At 48.7% G+C, this 18,046-nt stretch carries 18 protein-coding genes; 6 read left to right on the top strand and 12 right to left on the bottom strand.

Annotated features, from left to right (window positions below):
- Positions 1-44: 44 nt before the first annotated feature.
- From J3369_RS17500 to J3369_RS17485, 4 genes are all read right to left on the bottom strand, one after another.
- Positions 45-452 (bottom strand): ExbD/TolR family protein, encoded by a 408-nt coding sequence (locus J3369_RS17500; protein WP_119503483.1) that lies wholly within the window; start codon positions 450-452, stop codon positions 45-47.
- Positions 453-593: 141 nt separating this feature from the next.
- Entirely contained in the window at positions 594-1,397 is an 804-nt protein-coding gene (locus J3369_RS17495; protein WP_349589349.1) for a CLCA_X family protein, read from the bottom strand.
- Positions 1,381-1,920 carry a flavodoxin FldB gene (gene fldB, locus J3369_RS17490; RefSeq protein ID WP_119502549.1) on the bottom strand — a complete coding sequence of 180 codons (540 nt, stop codon included), beginning with the start codon at positions 1,918-1,920 and terminating at the stop codon, positions 1,381-1,383. The genes J3369_RS17495 and fldB overlap by 17 nt, the downstream gene beginning before the upstream one ends.
- A gap of 10 nt (positions 1,921-1,930) precedes the next feature.
- On the bottom strand, positions 1,931-3,796 hold the full coding sequence (locus J3369_RS17485; protein ID WP_349589346.1) for a metallophosphoesterase family protein: 1,866 nt from the start codon (positions 3,794-3,796) through the stop codon (positions 1,931-1,933).
- A 113-nt stretch (positions 3,797-3,909) separates the two neighbouring features.
- On the opposite strand from J3369_RS17485, the gene J3369_RS17480 reads away from it, so the two are divergent.
- Positions 3,910-5,037, top strand: coding sequence for a hypothetical protein (locus J3369_RS17480; protein ID WP_349589344.1), 1,128 nt, complete (start codon positions 3,910-3,912; stop codon positions 5,035-5,037).
- A gap of 73 nt (positions 5,038-5,110) precedes the next feature.
- Here the strand turns inward: J3369_RS17480 and dps are convergent, their stop codons facing one another.
- Together dps and msrA are read right to left on the bottom strand one after the other, a co-directional pair.
- Entirely contained in the window at positions 5,111-5,623 is a 513-nt protein-coding gene (gene dps / locus J3369_RS17475) for a DNA starvation/stationary phase protection protein Dps (RefSeq protein ID WP_349589341.1), read from the bottom strand.
- Positions 5,624-5,888: 265 nt separating this feature from the next.
- Entirely contained in the window at positions 5,889-6,425 is a 537-nt protein-coding gene (gene msrA / locus J3369_RS17470; RefSeq protein ID WP_349589338.1) for a peptide-methionine (S)-S-oxide reductase MsrA, read from the bottom strand.
- Positions 6,426-6,595: 170 nt separating this feature from the next.
- Here msrA and J3369_RS17465 point away from each other — a divergent pair, with 170 nt between their 5' ends.
- The 3 genes from J3369_RS17465 (at position 6,596) to J3369_RS17455 (ending at position 9,429) form a co-directional block, all read left to right on the top strand.
- The gene (locus J3369_RS17465; protein WP_349589335.1) at positions 6,596-6,991 is read left to right on the top strand and encodes a thiol-disulfide oxidoreductase DCC family protein; all 396 of its coding nucleotides are present in this window, start codon (positions 6,596-6,598) and stop codon (positions 6,989-6,991) included.
- 1 nt (position 6,992) lies between these two features.
- Entirely contained in the window at positions 6,993-7,727 is a 735-nt protein-coding gene (locus J3369_RS17460; RefSeq protein ID WP_303574871.1) for an SDR family NAD(P)-dependent oxidoreductase, read from the top strand.
- Positions 7,728-8,007: 280 nt separating this feature from the next.
- Entirely contained in the window at positions 8,008-9,429 is a 1,422-nt protein-coding gene (locus tag J3369_RS17455; RefSeq protein ID WP_303574870.1) for a sodium-dependent transporter, read from the top strand.
- Between the two features lie 4 nt (positions 9,430-9,433).
- Here J3369_RS17455 and J3369_RS17450 read toward each other — a convergent pair whose 3' ends face one another.
- Both J3369_RS17450 and J3369_RS17445 read right to left on the bottom strand, forming a co-directional pair.
- On the bottom strand, positions 9,434-10,279 hold the full coding sequence (locus tag J3369_RS17450) for an NAD-dependent epimerase/dehydratase family protein (protein ID WP_349589332.1): 846 nt from the start codon (positions 10,277-10,279) through the stop codon (positions 9,434-9,436).
- A 48-nt stretch (positions 10,280-10,327) separates the two neighbouring features.
- Positions 10,328-11,128 carry a DUF2884 family protein gene (locus J3369_RS17445; RefSeq protein WP_349589329.1) on the bottom strand — a complete coding sequence of 267 codons (801 nt, stop codon included), beginning with the start codon at positions 11,126-11,128 and terminating at the stop codon, positions 10,328-10,330.
- Positions 11,129-11,497: 369 nt separating this feature from the next.
- On the opposite strand from J3369_RS17445, the gene J3369_RS17440 reads away from it, so the two are divergent.
- Positions 11,498-11,689: a hypothetical protein gene (locus tag J3369_RS17440; RefSeq protein WP_119503482.1), complete on the top strand. Its 192-nt coding sequence runs from the start codon at positions 11,498-11,500 to the stop codon at positions 11,687-11,689.
- Between the two features lie 93 nt (positions 11,690-11,782).
- Here J3369_RS17440 and J3369_RS17435 read toward each other — a convergent pair whose 3' ends face one another.
- The 3 genes from J3369_RS17435 to yihG (J3369_RS17425) are packed head-to-tail and all read right to left on the bottom strand — an operon-like array spanning position 11,783 to position 14,936.
- Positions 11,783-13,132 carry a mechanosensitive ion channel family protein gene (locus J3369_RS17435; protein WP_303574868.1) on the bottom strand — a complete coding sequence of 450 codons (1,350 nt, stop codon included), beginning with the start codon at positions 13,130-13,132 and terminating at the stop codon, positions 11,783-11,785.
- 2 nt (positions 13,133-13,134) lie between these two features.
- Positions 13,135-14,025 (bottom strand): 1-acylglycerol-3-phosphate O-acyltransferase, YihG family, encoded by an 891-nt coding sequence (gene yihG / locus J3369_RS17430; RefSeq protein WP_349589323.1) that lies wholly within the window; start codon positions 14,023-14,025, stop codon positions 13,135-13,137.
- Positions 14,022-14,936, bottom strand: coding sequence for a 1-acylglycerol-3-phosphate O-acyltransferase, YihG family (gene yihG / locus J3369_RS17425; protein WP_349589320.1), 915 nt, complete (start codon positions 14,934-14,936; stop codon positions 14,022-14,024). The genes yihG (J3369_RS17430) and yihG (J3369_RS17425) overlap by 4 nt, the downstream gene beginning before the upstream one ends.
- A 117-nt stretch (positions 14,937-15,053) precedes the next feature.
- Here yihG (J3369_RS17425) and fghA point away from each other — a divergent pair, with 117 nt between their 5' ends.
- Positions 15,054-15,902, top strand: coding sequence for an S-formylglutathione hydrolase (gene fghA, locus J3369_RS17420; RefSeq protein WP_303574865.1), 849 nt, complete (start codon positions 15,054-15,056; stop codon positions 15,900-15,902).
- Between the two features lie 32 nt (positions 15,903-15,934).
- Here the strand turns inward: fghA and J3369_RS17415 are convergent, their stop codons facing one another.
- Positions 15,935-18,046 (bottom strand): putative bifunctional diguanylate cyclase/phosphodiesterase, encoded by a 2,112-nt coding sequence (locus tag J3369_RS17415; protein WP_349589317.1) that lies wholly within the window; start codon positions 18,044-18,046, stop codon positions 15,935-15,937.

Raw genomic sequence — 18,046 nt, 5'->3', positions numbered from 1 at the left:
GCAAAAGCCGCGTTTTTAATTTGATAGAAAAGAAATACTGATGATCAGGATTCTTTCACCAGAACAGATACCTTTTCAATACCTGCAATTTTAACCTGGTTCATTACTTCAACAACGATACCGTGTTCAGTATTTTCTTCTGCCTGAATCGCTGCAGAGTCAGTGTTGTTTTCTGCGAGGAACGTTTGCGCGTTCGCAACAACACGACGGATATCAACTTCACGGCCACCCATTGTAATCACGCCATTCGCGTCGATACGGATAGACAGTGATTTAGAAGGCTTGTTGTTGTTTGCCTGGCTGTCATCAGGACGGTTTACGTCCAGACCTTTCTCTTTCACGAAAGAGGTGGTAACAATGAAGAAGATCAACATGATGAACACGATGTCCAACATGGGGGTCATGTCAATCTGAGCCTCGTCATCGGCACTGGTATGCTTTTTTCTTTTCATCTCGTAGTCATTCTTCTCTTTAAGTTCGAGCACCCTAGTATACTGTTTGTTATCAAAACTGGTAGCATTTTGTAATAAACAGACACCATTCTTAACACTTGTTGCTGGCTTTTTAGCCAAAATCACCGGTGAGTTATATTATTACGATGATTTTTTAGTCAGGGCCTTACCCAACTGGTAAAAATACAACATTAATGCATCATTAAGCTGTTTACGCAAATTACCATGAGGATAAATACCAAGTCTAGCCTCAGCAGACTTTTTTGTTCCCTGCACAAGAAACGCATTCTTCACGGGATGATCCTGAATACAAGCTTCGAATGCCCGCGCCGCCATCTCTTGTGGCATAGCATAGTAATACATTTTTAACGCGCGATCAGCCTCTATTGATCGCAAAAGATAATCATTCGGTGCTTTTTGATCGTTCAGGAACATAGCCTGAAAACACTCGCAGAGCTTATCATTTAAGGGATGGGCACGCATTGGCGCACTGTCCAGCCAGGCTTTAGAGGCAAATGATCCCGGCGGCAGATCACTAAAAACACGGGATGCAATGTAGTGATCGAAGGCATGAAACCATTCGTGCGCAAGTGCGCCGCCACCGGCATTCTTTGCCAGAGCCAGTTGACGCTTAGCACTGTTATAGTGGGCGCTGGCGTGTTTCTGGCCGCCACTGCCAAACGCCAGCGATAATGAGCCGTTCAGTGAGATCACCTGTTCGTTTATTTGTAATATTTCGATCAGATCGTACAGTGCATCGAAGAACAAATTGGCGGCAAGCTGCTGTTCTTCAGCCGTGACCCATTTACCAATGGTAATCGCAGAGAAATTAAATAACTTGCGGATGTCATTAAAGCTGACGTCCGCACCGTCGCGGTGGGATGGACCGTTGCGGTAGAACTCGCGGTGGAGTCTGCCTGAAGAGGCGTTAGCCGGCGAGTTCATCTAACAGCTGAAGGCACCAGGTGTTGATGCGCTCATCGGTTTGATCAAATTGATTTTCATCGTCGAGGCTAAGGCCGACGAATTGAGACTTATCTTCCGTCAGTCCCTTTGATTCGGCAAACTCATAGCCCTGATTGGGCCAGAAACCGATAAAGCGGCAACCTGACGGCTCAAGGGCTTCGTGCAGCATGCCCAGCGCATCCTGGAACCAGTCGGCATAGCCGAACTGATCACCCAGTCCGAACAGGGCAACAGTTTTACCGGCAAGGTTCAGCTTGTGCACGTCTTCCCAACTGGACTCCCAGTCTTCCTGCAGCTCACCAAAGTCCCAGGTGGAGATGCCGAATATAAGAATGTCGAAAGCTTCTGCCTGTTGCAGCGCAGTATCTTTGATATTAAAAACGCTGACGACCTGCGCATCAAAAATACTGTTCAGCTGAGCCTGAATTTTTTCGGCTGCCATCTCGGTATAACAGGTGGTGGAACCATAAAACAAACCGATGGACAGGGCTTCATCGCTCATTCTTTTACCTCTATTCTTCTTTCCTGGGCGGGAATTCTACCGTATCCCCGTTACTGCACAACGCTTTGCAAATTACAGTGGTGTCATTCTTGTTTAAAACAAGCTGGCCGATTGCAGAGCGGTTCAACAAGGTTTTACCGTCGATGCCATCGGGAGAGCGTGATCTTACCGACATATTCCGGCGCCGTGTAAACACGTTCAGCGGCGATTTATGACCATAAAACCACCGGTTTAATCTTTCCAGCCAGCGCAATAGTCCTTCAGGAAACGCATTTTTAATACCGCTGCAGGTAAACTGAGTGATATGGGGGCTGTTCCGGCGGAACCGCAGGCGCACATCATACACGAAAGAGTAGTGCACATCGCCGGACAAAATAATAAATTCCGGCGGCGTTTTATAATGGCGGAAAATATTCAGAATGACGTTGGCCGTGCCACGGTGGGCCATCCAGTTTTCTGCATCTACGGTGAGTGCTTTGCCAAAAAACGTAAATACTTTCTGGATGGCTTCAATCATCTTTACGCCGTAAATGGGGGCGGCAGACACCACAATCACCGCTTCCTTTCCAATTAATGCCTGCTGGAATTCACAAAGTGCTTCCCAGTCCATCAAACCGGATGGCTTATTCAGACTGGATTCTGAACGCCACCGGCGGGTTCGGGTATCCATCACATACACCGGCGGTGACGTCTCCAGGGTGTAGTGCCATTCTTCAAAATCCAGCAGTGTATCAATGAAGGCATCATGTTCCTTCAGGCCGGCGGGAGTGAAAACGCCGGCAGCAGTTTCCATAATGTCTGTGAATTTATCCGGCTGGTTACCCCAGCCCTGGCAAAGCCAGTAACCCATCAGTGCGTTACCCACCATACGTTTTGACAGGGGATGACCATACACTTCCTGCTCCCATCCACGGGTCAGATTCCAGTCATCGGTCACGTCGTGATCATCGAATATCATATAGACAGGCAGATGTGCCAGGGAACGGCGTACTTCCGGCAAGGTGGCTGCGAAAGCCTGAATCACTGTCAGTTCCTGATTAAACTGAGCTTTGTAGGGCTCAGGGATGTCACTGTCTGAAAATTTGATGTCGCGCCACATCGCCGGTGACCACACCAGGATGTACATGGCCATGATTTCTGAAAATGAAATCAAATGGTTTTTTGCATTTACTGAAGTAAACACCGGCTTTTTCTTGGCGCCGAAAAAGAGCTTCGACAGTGCCGTGTTCATGGCGATCTTAGGCAGTATTTCGTCCCGTTGATAGTAATTCAGTGAGTGAGAGGTCAGTGCATCACTGTGGTCCACCACTGCGCCTTCAAGGGGCTCACCGAAAAGTCCCAGCGCAGTACTGACTTGTTGTATCGCCTGAAGCATTGGACCGGCGACATCGTCGCTGTATACCTGATCACCGGTCAACAGCAGCATGTCAGGCCGGCAGGCTCCGCCACTGAATTCCTCTTCAATTAATCCGTGAACACGGGTAAGCGCATCTTTTTCATCATGATGAGGTTTCCGGCAGGAGCCGTGTAACACGTTTGTCAGTGCCGGTTGCCAGTAAAAAGACAGGGCTGATTGCCCTTCAAACAACACGGTCTGCTTTTCATTATCCCACTGACTTTGCTGACACTGAGACGCAAAACGCAGTTCGTATTCGTTTAAACTGCCGGCGGTGAGTGGTGAAGCCAGGTTGGCTTCCAGCAAAGTAACGAATGCCCGTTCACCGGCCTGTACGGTATGCTGAGCGCATTCTGTCTGCTGCTGATTACATATCAGTTGTGCATCAACCCGTTCACTGGTAACAAGCCAAAGTGTGAAGCCCTGCGAGTGGGTGTGCCTGAGAACCGGCCCCGCCACTACCAGTGGTAAAGATGACATGACGATGTAAAGCTCCTGTGTTTTGATGAGATTCGCGGGTGAGTTTCTTACAGTGATATACTCATAAACGTTTTAAATTATTTCGCAATTCTTCAACGGGTTAAAGGAAAAGAATGAAACAAATTATTGGCCTGGCCGGTGTGGCGGTATTTGCACTTGGTGCATGCAGCGAAGCGCCGGAGCAAGTTGAAGTAATCACGGCTACCAAAGTCACGTCGCCGGAGGCTAAGGGCACGTGGATAAAAGATGAAAGCGGGAATGTAATGGCCGATCCGCAAACATCTGCCCTTACCGCGTGGGAAGGGAAACTGGTGTCCTTGTCTGATGCCAGTGCCGGCGCAGACATGCAGCGCAGGTTGCATTTTATTGACCCTCAAACTGCAACGGTAACCAGTGATGAAGAAAAAATGCGTATTGGCACCACTGTCAGACGCAGTTGTTTTTCAGGTTATCTGGCAGATGCGCCTGATCTTGAGGCGCTGGTCGCTGACCCCGCTCAGCCAGGCGTTTTCTATACCGTAACCGAAGATGCCACCCGCACCGGCGCATTGTCGGTAAGATGCCAGCAGCGTTATCAGAATACCGGTTCGACAGATTATCCGTCATTGCTGGTGCGGCTTGAGCGCCATGAGTTCGGCACCACAATGACAGGTGTCAGGCCGCTGCAATTCCCGCTGTCTCTGAAAGTGGGGGACTACCCCAACGACGGCATTGAGGGACTGGCGATGAGCGCAGATAACACCCTGTATCTCGGACTGGAAAAGGACGCAGCGGGACAGCCCCGTATCTTTTCATTAACCCTGAATGACGACTTCTGGGATACCACAGATTTTGTTCCGGTGGAGGATCCCGGACTCGCTGTACCTGTTTTTGACAGCGGAAATCATCCTCTGAATGGTCTGGCATGGTATGCCGGGGAAGGTGAACAGGGTTACTTGCTGGCTTCTGCGCGTAATGATAATGAATTGTGGGTGCTCAGTACTGATCCTGAAAAAGAAACAAAACGCATCCCGTTACATTTCACCGCTCCGGCATCAGGTGATAACTGCAGTACGGAAGAGCGGATGGACAATGCATCCATAGAAGGTTTAACGGTTCTGGGTAACACACTTTATCTGGTAAACGATCCCTGGAAGGAAAACTATCTGAAGAACATTCAGTGTGACAGTAACAGAGCCAGTTATGAAGCAATGGCACCTTTGCTGTTTTCGTTGCCGTTAGATCCGGCATGGTTTAACTGAGTAACAAATAAAAAAGCAGTGCCGCGTCCTGCGGCACTGCCCTGACTAATAAGTCCAACGGGTTAAAAGCTGATTAACTTTTCAGTTCACCACTGGCAGATTCAATGTGCGCTCTTACGAACCACTGGAACTGTTCCAGATCAGCCAACTGGCCGGTGATCATATCTTCAGATACAGGATCCAGCTCTCCCAGTTCTTCAATAGCGTTACGGTGGTCGCCATTCACACCGTTGTACACGGCATCCAGCGCTACCAGGTGATCAGTGACCAGTGCCTTGCCAATCTTGTAGTCTTCCCATGAACGACCTTCAACAATCGCTTTAGGCGTACCGTGAGGTACTCCGCCAAGGGTAGCAATCCGTTCTGCAATGGTATCTGTCATACCGCGCACGGCATCGACCTGCGGGTCCAGCATTTCATGCACACCGATAAAATTCGGGCCAACCACGTTCCAGTGAATATGCTTCAGCGTAAGCTGTAAATCCAGCAGTGCCACCAGACGTTGTTCAAGCACAGCAACAGCTTTTTTCGCAGCGTCTTTTTTCATACCCGGTGCAGTAAATGCAGCAACATTACTCTTACTCATGATTTCTCCTGCTTTAGTCGTTTACGGCTGCAGACTCTCTGAGCGGGCAGCCTCTAAGTTAGTGAATTAATAGCTGCAAACCACGTACCGGCTGTAACGTTTTTCTCTTTTCGCCTTTTAGAAAGCGGGCTGCAGAGGATTTTTAACGGATTGCGACAGAGGCAAAATGGCTGGCGGGTAAGAAAAACATGCAGACATCTGTAAATTGTGCAAAAAAAAGCAGCCCTGAAGGCTGCCTGATAAATGAATGTGCCGGGATGCAGAGTTAACGCAATCTGGCAGCAAACGTCTTTTTAAACTTAGCCAGCTTAGGTGCCACTACCATTGCGCAGTATTGATTCTGCGGATTATTTTTGAAGTAATTCTGGTGGTAGTCTTCTGCCGGATAGTAATTATTAACTTCCGTTACCTCAGTAACGACGGGGTCCGGCCAAATCTGATCGTCATTAATTTCCTGAATAATTTTCTGTGCCTCATCCCGCTGGCTTTCGGAATGATAAAAGATTGCGCTGCGATACTGCGGGCCAGTGTCGTTCCCCTGGCGGCCAACCTGCGTGGGATTATGCAAAGCAAAGAAAATTTCGAGGATTTCACGGTAAGAAATGCTGGCCGGATCAAATTCAACCCGCACGACTTCAGCATGCCCGGTATCTTTTTTACAGACGGCCTCATAGGAAGGATTTTCAACGTGTCCGCCGGCATATCCGGAAATAGCGCTTATTACGCCTTCCACACTGTTGAATGCCGATTCAATACACCAGAAGCATCCTCCGCCGAGTGTCGCAGTTTCTGTCGTTGCCATTATTAAAGCTCCTGTTATCAGATTTCCTGTAATGTGGTTACGTTAGTCGTTGACTTCAACCTCAAGTTACGCTTTTTTAATCTCTGAATGATGTGCAACCGCGTACTATTATACAGGTAAAGTGGTACATCGGGCCGGCGGTGATTCAGGCCCCGGTAAACGGAGAAATCATGAAAATCTTTTATGACAGTTACTGCCCATTATGTTGTGCTGAAATGTCTCATATCAAAAAGCGTGATCAGCATGACAGGATCCAACTGGTAGATATTCAGGATCCTGCCTTTAGTGAGCATTATCCCGGGCTGGACAGAGCACAACTGGATGCCAGAATTCACGTAGAGCTGGATAACGGTGAAATGGTTACCGGACTGGACGCTACCCACGCAGCCTGGCAGGCTGTAGGGCTGGGCTGGCTTTACGCGCCTCTTCGCTGGCCGGTGATCCGCATTGTTGCCGACATGGCCTACAACCTTTTCGCCAGAAACCGTTATACCATTTCCTATTTGCTCACCGGCCGCCGCCGGACCTGTGATGATGGCCAGTGCGGTTACAGGACGGACAAATAATATGGCACATACCCACCTGATTATTGGCGCCGGTGGTGCTATCGGGCGGGCAGTGACAGAAGCACTGGCCGCCAGAGAGCCTCAAAGCCGTGTCTTTGCCGTCGCAAGGCAACACCAGCAGAGTTTTGAAGCCGACAATGTGACAGCAATCACGCTGGAATCTGCAAATGAAGAAGCAGTAAACCAATGGACGGCTGAACAGAAAGCACGTGGCATCGTATTTTCGACAGTCATTTGTACCGCCGGGGTCCTGCATGGCGACGCATGCGGCACGGCGGTAAGTCCTGAAAAGAAAATCGAAGACATCAGTGCAGATAAACTGCTGGCATACTTTTCGGTGAATACTGTGGTACCGGCAATCTGGCTGAAAGCACTGGTGAATGTGCTGGATAAAGAGAGAAGTACCATTGCATGCTTAAGTGCCCGGGTGGGCAGTATCAGTGATAACAGGCTGGGCGGCTGGTATGGCTACCGGGCCTCAAAGGCGGCACTGAATATGATGCTGAAAACCGCGGCTGCAGAATTTTCCCGCCGGAGTAAAAATACGGTGCTTATCAGCTACCATCCGGGCACAGTGGACAGTGCGTTGTCAGAACCATTTCAGGGCAACGTACCTGAGGGAAAACTCTTTACGCCTGCCTTTACTGCTTCACAGTTACTTGATTTCATTGACAAAGCGACGCCGGAAAATAATCCGCATTTCATCGACTGGGCGCACAAACCTGTTCCCTGGTAAGAGATCACTACACTGAACCGGGCCGGAACAGGCCATTCCAGCGCTCAAATACGGGACATTCGGCAGGGACGCTGATACTATTCGCCCTTATATCCGCGTGAAAATGACAACGATATAACTGCCCAGGCACAGCTAAAAGTGCAGGTAGTGTGGGGAAGGTGACAGCCGGAATGACTCAGGGTAATCCGGTTGTCGCACGTGTGAACGACAATAATCTTCGTTGGAAGAATATAAAATCATCACCACCCGATTATAACAATAAGTGAAGAGGAAAGATGATATGAGCGGGGCGAGAGAACAGTTCGGATCGCGCATCGGATTCATTCTAGCCGCAGCCGGGTCTGCGGTAGGTATCGGTAACCTGGTCGGGTTCCCGGTGGGCGCTGCAAAAAATGGCGGTGGCGCTTTCTTGCTGATGTACGCCATTTTCGTTGTGGCTATCTGTTTGCCGGTAATGCTGGCAGAAATGTCAGTGGGCCGTCATGCCAGAAAAGACCCCTTAGGTGCATACCGGGATTTGAGTAATAACGCCACGCACTGGAAGCTGGCCGGCTGGTTATCGATTATTACGCCGTTTATGATTGCCGTGTTTTATCTGGTGATCACGGTGTGGATATTCGGCTATCTGTATGAAATCATCACCGGTGATTTAGATATTCTGGCTAACCCGGATACCTTCGGCACCTTTATAAACAGCGAAAAAATCTTTGTTTACATGGCCGGTGTTGTGGCTGTGGTCTATCTGATCTTGCAGGGTGGTGTCAAAGAAGGTATCGAGAAAGCGGCCAAGCTGCTGATGCCAACATTGTTTATCATGCTGCTGTTGCTGGTGGGCTTCGTACTTATGCAGGACAACGCCATGAAAGGCGTAGAGTTCTACCTGGTGCCAGATTTTTCTAAAATCAATGCATCGGTGATTAACGGGGCCCTGTCTCAGGCATTCTTCTCCCTGTCACTGGGTATGGGGATCATGATCACCTACGGCAGCTATATCGATAAGCGTGCTGATGTGCCCGGGTCTGCCAAGCTGGTGGCCCTGACTGATACGGCTGTGGCGTTTACGGCGGGCCTGATGATTTTGCCGGCAATTTTCTCATTCGATCCGAATACCAATCCGGACGAACTCAGCGAATCGTCAATCGGTATGATTTTCACATTCTTGCCTAAGATATTCCTCGCTTTGCAGGACTCCATTGGCTATACCGGCGCAAGTATTGTGGCTGCGATTTTCTTCCTGCAGGTGTTTTTTGCTGCTATCACCTCACTGGTTTCGATTTTCGAAGTGCCTGTGGCAGCGCTGATGGACGAGAAAGACATGGGGCGGAAGCCTGCACTGTTTGTACTGGGTGTTTTGATGGTTGTGCTTGCGGTGCTGTGTGCACTGTCGTTCGGTTACAACGCGTTTCTGACTGAGTTCGTCAGCTATGCCGGTGCGAAGAAATCGTTCTTTGATGTGGTGTATGACGTGTTTTACGACACCATTCTACCGCTGAACGGCTTCTTAATTTGTATCTTCGTTATCTATCGCTGGAAGAAACATAACTTCAACAAAGCGTTGGATGAAGGTGCAGAGAATTACAAAGGCAGCTTCTTCGAGAAGTATGTTGATGTGTCAGTGGGGACTTTCATTCCCGTTATCCTGTTGCTGGTATTTATCAATACCGTGGCTGTGAAGTATTTCGGTCACAGCCTGTTCGGCTAACGATTCAAAGCATGTCAAAGGGGCTGGCGTATTCCGGCGTCAGTCCCAGTGCTTCCCAGCAGTCTTTGCTGAGGATTTTCTTCCCGTCAGCAGCATTATTATGTTCAGCACTGAATTGCGGTGCAGGCAACGTCAGAGCCTCTGCTGCCCAACGGTAGTAGTCATCCCTGCGGGGATGCACCAGACTGCAGAGCTGCATCAACGGGGGAAACGTTGAGGTACTGTCATCTTCCTTCAGAATACAAGTCAGGGCTTTAACCACATCAGACACGTGCACCAGGTTTACCGCCTGCTCGCCTTTATCCAGCGTTTTACCGGCCAGGAATTTTGCCGGATGACGGGAACCTCCCACCAGTCCGGCCAGACGAACCACATGAACGCGGGGATCCTGCCCGGCCAGTAAGAACCTTTCGATGTCGCAATGCACTTTGCCTGAATCTGTAGCCGGCGCTACAGGGGCGTTGACTGTCAGCTCTCCTTCAGCATTCCCGAACACAGAAGTGGTGCTGATGAAAATAAGCTTCTTTGCCCCTGCGTTCAGGAAGTCAGTCGCCAGAGCCGTCATTGCGCGGGTAAAGTCATCACCCACCGCTTTTTTTCGTCCCGGCGGAATATTCAGTATTACTGCGTTGTCAGCACTCTGTTTTATCAGTGATGTGGCATCATCACCCAGCGCGAACAACACCGGGGTCACGCCTTTTTCGAGCAGCGCGTCTGCCTTTTCCTGTGAACGGGTTGTACCGGTAATGGTTGCTTCAGGCAATGCATCAACCAGGAACTGACCCAGCCACCCACAGCCACACAGTGTGAGGTTAAGGGAGTGAATTGAGTTTGCAGATATGTCAGACATAAAAAAGCCGGAAAACAAGTTTCCGGCAGTGTAGCACGATACGTTTTTTTACATCTTTAAATCAGAGTCACTGTTGATGGTCAGCACATTCAGGTTTTCGAGGCCCGGAATATGTTTTTGCATTTTAAGCTCGGCGTAATCGGCTTTTTTCAGTACTTCACACAGGGCGTCAGCGCGTTTTTCGATAGCCGCAGATTTTGCCTCAACACGCTGTTCGAAATCTTCTTCCCAGTTTTCCATGTGTTGTTCAAAGTTATCAAAGTCTTCGTCACCGCTTAGCATGGCCTTGCCGATAGCAATCAGCAGGCGGCCGGTGGAATTGGCAATGATGTTTTCTACCTGGTCTTCAAATTTGTTTTCCCAGCGTTCTGAAATCCAGCCATCTTCTTCGAAATCCTCACTGTTCATACGGACTTCACCGTCAGCATCATAAAAATGGCCGTCCATTTCAGTACGCAAACCGGCAAACATTCCATTTAAATCCGTCACGATGCCGTTGTCCTCTCCCAGCAGTTCACCGAAGGCTTCATTGATGGAGTTGCCGGCAAGTTCCAGTGCGTCGTAGGTAATTTCCAGTGTCATTGGAATTGCCGTTTCAATGTTGTGGTAATAGTCATTCACCCATTGTTGCTGCTCGCTGCTCAGTGACACTGAGCGGTTGTTTACAGTCATCTGGCCTGAACCATTAATCACCACATGCTCGTCGTTGGCCGTAAAGAGCGTCAGTACGCCTTTTTGCCAGTTAACATCGCCCTGCAGGTTCATATCGCAGTGCTCAGAGTCCATGCCTGCGAAGGCGGGTGAAGCACAGAGGGCAGCGGTCATTGTCAGGACAGCTAAAGTTTTCATGTCTCTTCCTTTTTAAAATCTGTCGGTTGCGGCAGCTTGTCCGGCGGGTGATGTTCCGGTAAACAGCCTGAATGATTCAGTAACGTTTGTGCTGATATAGCAACCCTGAGGCCAACTTTAAAAATCATTATTTATCAATGGTTTGCTTATGTTTTAAATAGAGTGAGATCGCATTTTTACTCTGTGGATTAGTGTAAAATCCGATAAAGTGGCGTAATTGACCAGGATCAAACAGACCTTGCACTGAGTGATGATTAATTACGCATTTTCAGGATTTTGTTGCATAATACAAGCAGACTGAAAACCTGATCTTTGTCCTCTGTACGACAGGCAGGTTTAAAAATGAAAAGAACAGTGAAGGGTAATGTGATGAGTGAGTGGATAAGTGCTGTTGGTTTTGGCGCCGGCCTGATTGCTTTTGTACTGGGTATGTCCAGTATTATCATGGGATTCATGAGTGCTAAAGCCGGGGCGGAAGGTATGCAGGAGAAAATTGAATATGGTTTCTTCGGCGTGTCAGGCCTGGTAGTTTGCGTACTGATGGCATACGCCCTTTCCTGATGTTTCCGGCAGATTTACTCTGTGCCGGAAAATCCTTTCAGATACTCCCATTGATTAAGGCTTGCCGGTGACGGCAAGCCTTAACTGTCTCTGCTATTGCGGACGGTCTCCCGCTGAGCTTTCTTCTCCGTCAGCGTTATCCTTTGATTCCCTTTTGCCTTCATAAATGGCTTCCGGGGCATCGTCATAGTGACTGGCCAGCATTAAATGGCTGTCCCGCTGGTAAGCCCGTAAATCGAACATGGGCAGCATTGCCATAATATGATCGAAGATATCTGCCTGTACTTTCTCATAGGCAACCCACTCTTTCTTCGCACTGAAGCAGTAAACTTCCAGTGGTAACCCCAACTCGTTAGGGGGCATTTGTCTTACCATCAGAGTCAGTGACTGATTAATATTGGGGTGTTTCTGTAAATAGGCTTCCAGATATGCGCGGAAAGTGCCAATGTTGGTAAGTCGGCGGCTGTTCAGCAGGTCCGACTCATCAATGGAATAGTCTTTGTGATACGCCTGCAGTTCTTTTACTTTCTTATCGATATACTCTGAGATGTAGCGGATCTTACTAAAGCGGGCCATCATCTTGCTGTCGCAAAGTTTGATGGAATGAATATCGATGTAAACCGAGCGCTTGATCCTGCGACCTCCTGACTCCTGCATACCCCGCCAGTTCTTGACCGCTTCTGTTGTCAGTGAATAGCTGGGCAGCGTAGAAATGGTCTTGTCCCAGTTCTGCACTTTCACATTTGTCAGACCGATTTCCAGTATTTCTCCGTCCACCTCAAATTTGGTGATTTGGATCCAGTCTCCGGTGTTAAACATCCGGTTCGCTGCAATCTGAATACCTGCCACAAAGCCTAAAATGGTGTCACGGAAAATGAGTAACAGTACCGCGGCCAGTGCAGTCAGGCCTGACATGATCAGGAGCGGGTTCTTGTCGACAATCAGTGAAACACACAGCAACAATACGATGACTGAGAAGAATAGTTTGGCGACCTGAATGAAGCCGGTTATTGATGCCCGTTTGGCCAGATAAGATGCGTTATACACATCCTGAACCGTGTTCAGCAGGGCAAATAAGCCGATAAGCGCTGTAATCATCATGTACAGCATGGAGGTTTTTATCATGAACCCGTGTAACAGGTTTTCTTCATTGATAAGTACCGGCGTCAGCAGAAAAATCACAATGGCCGGAACAAGGTGCGTTAATCGCCGGAAGAAACCGTGATTCAGTAATGCGTCGTCCCAGCTGTTTTTACTGCGTTTCACCAGCATGGCGATCTGCACTTTCAGCAGTATACGACTGACAATATAAAACACCGCTGCAACCAGCAGAATGCCGGAGATCGCAAGGGTGTTGTATAAAAGGGTATCTGTGGTGAGGTCCGGAAATATGTCTTTTATAGTGTGTACAAAGGTGTCTCTGATTGAAGATGCAATCTGCACGTTCAGGGCTCCAGTAACTGATTAATCCTGCTGTCTTTATTTATCCACAACTCATTCAGCCAGTGCTGAAACCGGCTCCGGAATGAATCGTCGGCAAAGTAATCTCCCTGCGCTTCCACCGGTACAGTCAGTACGTTGACGTCTATAATGATGCGGGTCATCTGGCCGCTCAGCATGGACATCATCGGATGGGCTTCGTTATCAGGGTACAATAACGATATATCCAGCAGATTGGTAAAAAGATCGCCCATGGTAGCAAGTGTAAAGGCAATTCCCCCAGCTTTTGGTGGCAGCAAATGGGCAAACTGGCTTTTTCTGAGCTGGTGTTTCGCGCGGGTGAAGCGTGTGCCCTCGACGAAATTGATGACCGTTGTGGGCGAGGTTTTATACTTCTCACAGGAGCGGCGGGTGGTATCAATATCCTGCCCTTTTTTGTGAGGATATTTCTCCAGATAAGACCGCGAATACCGTTTCATAAACGGCATATCCAGCGCCCATGCGCCCAGACCGACGAAAGGAAGCCAAATCAGTTCCTGTTTAAGAAAGAACTTGGGCGGCGGAATACGTTTACGGGAAAAGTCGATAAGCAGAATGATATCGAGGTAACTTAAGTGATTAGCAATCAGCAGATACCAGTTCTCCACTGATAATGTGCCGTCGATGCGGTAAATCACTTTTACCGGATTAAACAATTTGATCAGCAACACACTGATGAAACCAAAACACTGCATAGCAAAATGCATAAAGCCCATCAGCAAATGACGTATGGCCGGTACCGGAAGCACCAGCTTGAGCAATCCGCAACTGATAATGATCGACGCCCAGAACCCCAGATTGATAATTTGCAACGGCGTGTGAATAACAAATATCAGGGGCGCCAGTAACTTTCTCATAACGGAGCCTGTGTTGAGTTTAATGCAGCCAGGTGCTGGTCTTTCTGTTGCCAGCGTTCATTCAGCCATTGCTGAAAACGGGCTTTTTGCGCGGGATCAGTGAAGTAGGTGTCGTTGAAAAATCCGCCCTGCACAATATCTTTGATAGGCATTACCGACACATTTACGCGAATTTCTTTTACTTTACCGCACACGAAATCCCAGTAACTTGGTACGCCTGCAGGGTAGTCGATAGTGACATCGATCAGCTTGTGCAGTTGTTCGCCCATGGCGCTGAGTACGAAGGCAACACCGCCGGCTTTCGGCTTGAGCAGGTGGATAAAAGGCGAGGCTTGTCTGTCATGCTTACTTTTTGTAAAACGGGTGCCTTCTACAAAATTCATGATGCTTACCGGCTTCGACTTAAACTTCTCGCAGGCTTTACGGGTGGTTTCCATATCTTTGCCTTTAAGGTGCGGGTTTTTCGCCAGAAACGATTTGCTGTAGCGGCGCATAAACGGAAAATCCAGCGCCCACCAGGCCAGACCCAGTACCGGAACCCAGATAAGTTCCTGTTTCAGAAAGAATTTGAGAAACGGTATTTTACGGTTAAAAATACGCTGTAATACCAGAATGTCGACCCAGGACTGATGATTGGCGAGCACCAGATACCAGTCGTCAGGGGCCAGGCTGCTGATCCCGTTAACAGACCAGCGGGTGCGGCTGAGCAGACGCTGGTTGAGATTGTTAACGGTTATCCATGCTGTCGCACAGGCATCCAGAGGATAAGACACTATTCGCCGCCACCACTGCACCGGTGGCAGTTTTAACAGGGATAGTATAAAAATAGGGATAAACCAGAAAACCGTATTGAAAAAATAGCCCAGCACTGACACAGTGCCACGCAAATGATAGCCAACAGCTTTAAGCATCGTCATTCACCTCTGAATTTTGGTGCTTAGTGTAAACGATGTTGATCTAAAATCCGATACACCCTATACCGGGAAATAAGGATTTACACGTAATTTGGCAGCACAATAGAGAAAAATATGGAATTAATCAGTGAAAATCGTGCATTTGGTGGACGTCATTGCCGCTACCGCCATGCAGCAAAAACAACAAATTGTGAAATGACCTTTGCGGTTTATCTGCCGCCTTTTGCCAGCGCAGAAAATCCCGTTCCGGTTTTATACTGGCTGTCAGGATTAACCTGTACTGATGAAAACTTCATGCAGAAAGCCGGCGCAATGAAGATGGCTGCTGAGCTGGGTATGGCGATTGTGGCGCCGGACACAAGCCCCAGGGGAGATGATGTGCCTGACGATGCAGACAAAGCCTATGACATGGGTAAAGGGGCCGGCTTTTATGTTAATGCGACACAGGCACCCTGGAATGAACATTATCAGATGTATGACTATGTCACGAAGGAGTTACCTGCTCTGATTGAAGCAAACCTGCCGGTGACACGTGAGAAGGCCATCAGCGGGCATTCCATGGGCGGACATGGCGCGCTGGTTATCGGCTTGCGTAATCCGCAGCAGTATGTGTCTGTATCAGCGTTCAGTCCGATTGCGAATCCGTCAGATTGCCCATGGGGTGAAAAGGCGCTGGGCGGCTATCTGGGTGACGATAAATCAGCTTGGCAAGCTTATGATGCAGCCATTCTGCTTGCTGAGAAGCAACACTACATTCCGTTACTGGTGGAGCAGGGACGTGCCGATCAGTTTCTTGAAGAACAATTAAAGCCTCAGGCTCTGATTAATGCAGCTCAGAAGAGTGATACGCAACTGACGCTGAATATGCATGAAGGCTATGACCACAGCTATTTCTTCATCGCGTCTTTTATCGAAGAACACCTGCAATTTCATGCCAGCCATTTGGGCATAGGCGGGTTATAAAGAGGTATAGTCAGTTCTTCGCAGCAGGCAGATCAGCCGGCTGCGAAGCGCTTTTCAATCTCTTCTACCGGTAAGGGATGGTCGAATAAATAGCCCTGACCGGACACGCACTGTTCATCAAGCAGGAAGTGTTGTTGTTCGCCGGTTTCCACACCTTCAGCCACCACCTGCAAATTCAGATTACCGGCAAGCCCTAAAATGGCTTTGATTATCGCCCGGTCGCCTTCACTGGTCATGGCATCCCGGATAAATGAGCGGTCAATTTTCAGCTCATCCAGAGGCAACTGTTTTAAGTAAACTAGCGAACTGAATCCTGTACCAAAATCGTCAATCGATATGGTAACACCCATATTCCGCAAGGTTTTCAGCACCGCTGCAACAGTATTTAAATTGTTGATGAACGAGGTTTCAGTAATCTCGATGGCCAGGTTAGATGCTGAAATACCGTGTCTTTTAATCGCTGCCTGAATGTTGCCGGTGAAATCCTGCGATATGATCTGGCGGCCGGAAATATTCATGGCAATACGTACATCAGGCACATAGCGAATCATTCGTCTGGCCGTGCTGCACACTTTATCCAGCAACCATTCACCAAAGGGGAAAATAAGCTCAGAACGTTCCGCCAGCGAAATGAATACATCCGGCGGCACATATTCATCGTTTCTCTTCCAGCGGGCGAGAGCTTCATACTTGAGCAGCTTGCCGGAAGATAAGTCGACAATAGGCTGAAGGTAAATATCCAGCGTATCTTCTACAATCGCTCTGGCAAACGCGGCTTCCATTTCGGCCAGTTCAACCTGTTTTTGCTTGTGCATGGGGTGGAAGAGTGTGACTTTATTCTTACCTGCGTATTTGGCAAATTGCAGAGCGTAGCCGGCGTTCTGCATCAAACCCTCGGGCGATTTGGCATGTTCAGGGAACGTCGCCATGCCAATGTTGGTGGATAAGGTGGTTTGAATACTGCCTAAAGACAGGTAGGTGTGTTCGAGAACACCGGTTATGCCTCTGGCGATATCGTACAACGCAGTCTCATTACCTGCGCTCACCGGTGTCATCACCGCAAATTCGTTGCCGCCAATTCTGGCCAGACGGCCCTCTTCACCAACAAAGCCGTGTAAACGCTTTGCCACACTCTTTAAAATATCGTCGCCGGAGCGGTAGCCCAGGCTTTCATTGACCTTTCTGAATTCACAGATATCAATGACAAACAGGCCAAAGTTTTCGTCCTTTTCGACCCAGGCTGTCATTTCTTTTTTCAATGCCTGACGGGAAAGGGTTTGAGTGAGTGAATCTTTGTCCAGCTGCACAGGACTGTACTGACTGGTGTGCTGGATATGTGACATGTCGGTCAGCAAAAATACCCAGTGAGAAACATGAATATGCTGCATCACCGGGGCGATGGTAAGTTGCAGCCACCGGCCACCATCAGGAGAGTTCATCCAGAATACTTCGCCGCGCCAGGCGGTTTGTCTTTCTTCCAGCGTCGATAAAAACATCTCATCCAGCTGAACATCTTTTATCAGTTGCAACAAACGGTGAACGCAGACATCTGCATTCTGTGCACGGAAAAACTGTCGTGCCACGCCATTATCCAGAAACAGTTGTTTGTTGGCGTCCAGTATCACCACGCCTGTACTGAGATGGTGAATTGTCTGGCGTATGGCCTGCTGCTGGCCCTTACATTCCCGCGCTTCTTTCAGCGCTTTCTGTAATTTTTCAGTAAGGTAATCCTGCTGGCTGATCACCGCATGGTGGGTTAGCAGTAATTCTCTGGCAGATTGCAGGGATTGCTGGCGGTAGGCAAATTCTTTATTGACGTTCTTGATGGCCAGGAATCGTCCGCCTTTTCCATCGTTGATAGCGATAGCCTCAAGGCGCAGGGATTCATGTTCTGTGGTTTCGGTCCAGAAGCCTGAAGTCAGATTTGCAGGAAGGGAAGTTGCCCAGCAATCGCAGGCATCAATAAGAAAATCTTCGAGAAACAGACTGCGCACGGATTCAATATCCAGTGACAGTTCGTTGACCTTCACAAGGTCGGTTACCCAATGCACCGTTGGTGTGAGGCAATTCAGCTCATCACGCTCATTCAGCTCAAATAATGCACAGTCCGTGATGCCAAGTGCATTGAGGTGGAAAATGTCCAT

Source organism: Alteromonas sp. NFXS44 (genome assembly GCF_040148705.1).
In the GTDB taxonomy this organism is placed as follows: domain Bacteria; phylum Pseudomonadota; class Gammaproteobacteria; order Enterobacterales; family Alteromonadaceae; genus Alteromonas.
This window is presented reverse-complemented; position numbering and strand designations above follow the sequence as displayed.